Annotated in this window: 5 protein-coding genes; 2 read left to right on the forward strand and 3 right to left on the reverse strand. The window is 53.8% G+C overall.

Annotation, left to right across the window (positions count from 1 at the left end; genetic code table 11):
• A partial coding sequence (locus tag RTK32_RS19385) for a Lon protease family protein (RefSeq protein WP_312046850.1) occupies nt 1-1,749 on the forward strand: 1,749 nt, incomplete at its 5' end.
• A gap of 68 nt (nt 1,750-1,817) precedes the next feature.
• Nucleotides 1,818-2,336, forward strand: a complete 519-nt coding sequence (fabA, locus tag RTK32_RS19390; protein WP_125288691.1) for a bifunctional 3-hydroxydecanoyl-ACP dehydratase/trans-2-decenoyl-ACP isomerase — start codon at nt 1,818-1,820, stop codon at nt 2,334-2,336.
• Nucleotides 2,337-2,398: 62 nt separating this feature from the next.
• On the opposite strand, the gene rmf is transcribed toward fabA, so the two are convergent.
• From rmf to RTK32_RS19405, 3 genes are all read right to left on the reverse strand, one after another.
• Nucleotides 2,399-2,566 carry a ribosome modulation factor gene (gene rmf / locus RTK32_RS19395; protein WP_125288886.1) on the reverse strand — a complete coding sequence of 56 codons (168 nt, stop codon included), beginning with the start codon at nt 2,564-2,566 and terminating at the stop codon, nt 2,399-2,401.
• 277 nt (nt 2,567-2,843) lie between these two features.
• Nucleotides 2,844-3,407 carry a membrane integrity-associated transporter subunit PqiC gene (gene pqiC, locus RTK32_RS19400; protein ID WP_312046852.1) on the reverse strand — a complete coding sequence of 188 codons (564 nt, stop codon included), beginning with the start codon at nt 3,405-3,407 and terminating at the stop codon, nt 2,844-2,846.
• On the reverse strand, nt 3,407-4,325 hold a 919-nt coding region (locus RTK32_RS19405), incomplete at its 5' end, for an MlaD family protein (protein ID WP_312046854.1). The genes RTK32_RS19405 and pqiC, both read right to left, overlap by 1 nt.

A 4,325-nucleotide genomic window follows, 5' to 3' on the forward strand; every position in this document is an offset into this window, starting at 1 on the left:
ACTTTGATCAACAACCAACTTGAATGGCGCGCCCTGCAGCCTGATACCGACAGCGTTCAGTCGCTTTTTTCCGAGCTTCCTGATGATCCCTGTGACTTTTCCGAAGTACAGCCACGCCTGTTCAATACGCTGAGCCTGCTGCTGAACAGCCAGGCAAAATTACCGCTGATGCTGATCAAAACGCCGGAGCATCCGGAGTACCAGACGCTGTTGCAGGCCGTTATTTCAGGTTTTGATGATGAAGACGAGACGCTTTACGGCGGTCATTATCACATCGATGGCGCGGCGGTCAGCTGGCGTCCGGCAGAATCAGAACAGGATAATTTTGCCTCAACGGGTGGCATACACGGCGCAGACTGGATTGAAGCAGAACAGTTATTCGGTTGTTTTCGTCAGTATAACAACACGTTAACGCTGGAGCCGGGTCTGGTGCACAAGGCTAACGGTGGAACGCTGCTGCTTTCATTACGCGCCCTGCTGGCTCAGCCGCTGCTCTGGCTGCGGCTAAAACAGATCCTGACTACCCGTCAATTTAGCTGGCATTCGCCCGATGAATCCCGCCCGTTGCCGGTATCCGTGCCGCCAATGCCGCTGCATTTTCGGCTCATCCTGACCGGGGAACGCGATGCGCTGGCTGATTTTCAGGAAATGGAACCCGAACTGGCGGCACTGGCCTTCTATTCGGAGTTTGAAGACAATATCCAGATTGTTGATGAGCAATCCTTCGGCCTGTGGATTAAGTGGGCGCGGGCTATCGCTACTGATGAAGATCTGCTGATTGCCGACGACCTTTGGCCGGGGTTGATACGTGAGGCTGTACGCTATACCGGCGATCAGGAAACGCTGCCACTCTGCCCCGTCTGGCTTGCCCGCCAGTTTCAGGAAGCGGCGGCTAACAGCGATGAAAACGTAATTAACGGCGAGCATTTACAGGCCGCCCTGGAAAATCGCGAGTGGCGCGAAGGTTTCCTTGCCGAGCGAATTCGTGACGAAATCCTGCTAGATCAGATCCTGATCGAAACCGAAGGCGAAGCGATTGGCCAGATTAATGCCCTTTCCGTTATCGAATTTCCCGGTCACCCCCGCGCCTTTGGCGAACCTTCCCGCATCAGCTGCGTGGTACACGTTGGCGACGGCGAATTCCATGACGTGGAGCGTAAAGCGGAGCTGGGCGGAAATATCCATGCCAAAGGCATGATGATTATGCAGGCATGGTTGATTGCCGAGCTGGAGCTTGACCAGCAGCTCCCCTTCTCCGCTTCCGTTGTGTTTGAGCAGTCCTATTCGGAAGTGGATGGAGACAGCGCCTCGCTGGCGGAACTCTGCGCCCTGATCAGCGCGCTGGCCGGGCAGCCGATTACGCAACAGATTGCCGTAACCGGTTCGGTAGATCAGTTTGGTCGTGTTCAGCCGGTCGGCGGCCTGAATGAAAAAATTGAAGGTTTCTTCCATATCTGTAACCAGCGCACGCTTAACGGTAGCCAGGGCATTATTATTCCTGCGGCGAACGTGCGGCACCTTTGTCTGCAGCAGGAAGTGGTGGATGCGGTGCGGGAAGGAAAGTTTCATGTCTGGGCGGTGGAAAGCGTAGAGGAAGCGCTTCCTCTGCTGACCAAAACCGAATGGGACAAAGAAGACGCGCCTTGTCTGCTAAGATCGATACAGGAGCGCATAGCGCAAATAAACCAACAGGAAGGTCGGCAACGTCCGTGGCCACTGCGCTGGCTGAACTGGTTTAACCAGCGTTAATCGGGCTTGCTCAGCTTACAGCTGTAAGCTAACCTTCGTGCTTCAATAAAATAAGGCTTATTAAGAACATGGTAGATAAACGCAAATCCTACTCAAAAGAAGACCTGATTGCCTCTGGTCGTGGTGAACTTTTCGGTGCCGAAGGCCCGCCGTTGCCGTCTGGCAACATGCTGATGATGGATCGCGTCATTGAGATGAACGAAGATGGCGGCAACTATGGCAAAGGCTTTGTGGAAGCGGAGCTGGATATCAACCCTGACCTGTGGTTCTTTGGCTGCCACTTCATTGGCGATCCGGTGATGCCTGGCTGCCTGGGTCTTGACGCAATGTGGCAGCTGGTAGGTTTTTACCTGGGCTGGCTGGGCGCGGAAGGCAAAGGCCGTGCGCTGGGCGTGGGTGAAGTTAAATTTACCGGTCAGGTTCTGCCAACCGCGAAAAAGGTTTCGTACCGCATTCATTTTAAGCGTGTCATTAACCGCAAACTGGTGATGGGCGTGGCTGATGGTGAAGTGCTGGTCGATGGTAACGTGATCTATACGGCTACCGATCTGAAAGTGGGTTTGTTCAAAGATACTACCGCTTTTTAAGCTTCCTGAAACACGAAACCTCCGCCTGGGCGGAGGTTTTCCTTTTCATTAAACAGTACGGATTACGCAGTAACCGTCCTGTCCTCCATGGCCTGTCGCCACCCTCCCAACCAGTGAGATCTTGCATCTATCATTTGATAGGGACACATTTCTTTAGGGCGCCCGGTAATGCCGGCCTGATAACCTCTGGAATGTGCCCGTTCGAGCCGATCTCGTTTCTGTCTCTTCATCATGCCTGTAATCCCCTCTTCAGGTCAGGTGGAATCTGGTGGAAAGAAATCAGTGAGTGCGTACGCAATCACACCCTAGTTCTAACGCCATTTTCGCCTGAGATCAACGCGCAAATTTCACGCCAATGTCATAAATTTGTGCGAGGATAACGAAAACTTATTGCCTTAAATTGCCTCTGAAAGCCAGATAAGCCGCTGTATGGCAATAAAAAAAGCCCCGGCTGTGCAATCCTCTGATTGTCGACAAACCGGGGCTTAACGCGGATGATGAATTTTTTTAATTAACGCTGCGAATACTGTTCGCTATATTCTGCGCTTCCTGTTGCCATCCCACCGCCAGCGTTCTGACCAGCGCATCATAGCCATCGTCCTTCTGCGGCAGGGCCAGCGTAAACGAGCGTTTCACGATTTGCCCCTGATGTTCCAGTACCCACTCGCCGCTAATCACTGCCTGGCCGTCGTAACGACCATGGAAGCCGGTCACGGTCACATTGAGCGTATCCTGTTGCTGGCCCAGCGGCGAAGCCGATACCAGCGAGCCTGGCAGTGCCTCGCTCAGGTTGGTCACCAGCGTTTGCTGTAGCTGCTGATCCAGTGGACTGGCCCAGAGGTTATTGGTGGCAATCACATATTTTACGTCACTGGTCTGATAAACCAGGCCGTTACCGGACAGATAGTCCGGAACGGAAACATGTTGCACAAAAACCGCAGGGCGCGCCGCGTCAACGCTGCTCACGGCCATGCTCTTAGCCGCAGCAGGCAGTTGATAATACGTGGTATCGGGCGTGCTGCTGCAGGCGCTCAGCGCCAGGGCCAACGCCACAGGTAGCCATTTTTTCATTACTTCGCCCTCTTCGGCTGGGGATCCTGGCCGGGTTTCGCTTCAAACACCAGCGCATTGCTCTTGCTGTTCAACGTTTTCAGCACCGGCTGCAGTTCACGCATGACCTGATTAAGCTGCTGCATATCACCGACCAGCTTGTTGTAAGCCGGCGCGCCAGGCTGGAAGCCTTTCATGCTGGTGTTCAGCTCGCGCAACGTTTTCTGCATATCTTCCGGTAGCGTTTTCATCGACTGACTGCCGGTAATCTGGTTAATGTTATCCAACGTTTTTTGCAGTTCACGAAGCGTGCGCTGGCTCTCTTTCAAGGTGCCCGTAGCCTGATTGATCATTGGATTCAGCGGCAGCGAATTGACCTTGTCCAGCGTGTCCATCAGTTTCTGTTGGATCTGCGCCAGGCCGCCGCTGGTCGTTGGGATCAGCTCGTAGCCAGCAAACGAGACCGGCCCTTTAAACGGTTTGGCATTGCTGTCAAAATCCAGATCGATATAAAGCGAACCGGTCAGCAGGTTGGCTGACTTCAGCGAGGCACGAAGACCCGCTTTGATGCCGTCCTTGAGGTGCTGCTCAATATCAAAGTCTTTGCCCAACATACTCTGGAAACGATCCGGCTCAATACGGATCAGAACCGGGATGCGGTAATCATTGCCCAACTGCTGTGCCACTTTGTTTGATTTGAACGGCACTTCGGCGACCGTCCCCATTCGGATGCCGCGGAATTCAACAGGCGCGCCCGGCTGCAGGCCGCGAATGGAATCGCTGAAAAACATCAGGAAATCTTTATGCACGGTATAGAGCGAATCCTGAATGCTGCGCTGATCGTCAAACAGCTTATATTCGGATTTGTTGGCTGCCGCCTGCCCCAGCTCCCAGCCGTCCGGCACGTCAAAGCTCACGCCACCGCTAAACAGCGTTGTT

The organism is Erwinia sp., from assembly GCF_031978025.1.
Lineage (GTDB): Bacteria > Pseudomonadota > Gammaproteobacteria > Enterobacterales > Enterobacteriaceae > Erwinia.

What these genes read in the sequence shown, in the direction of transcription:
- pqiC (WP_312046852.1), bottom strand. Translation starts at nt 3,407, where the DNA reads ATGAAAAAATGGCTACCTGTGGCGTTGGCCCTGGCGCTGAGCGCCTGC.
- fabA (WP_125288691.1), top strand. Translation starts at nt 1,818, where the DNA reads ATGGTAGATAAACGCAAATCCTACTCAAAAGAAGACCTGATTGCCTCT.
- rmf (WP_125288886.1), bottom strand. Translation starts at nt 2,566, where the DNA reads ATGAAGAGACAGAAACGAGATCGGCTCGAACGGGCACATTCCAGAGGT.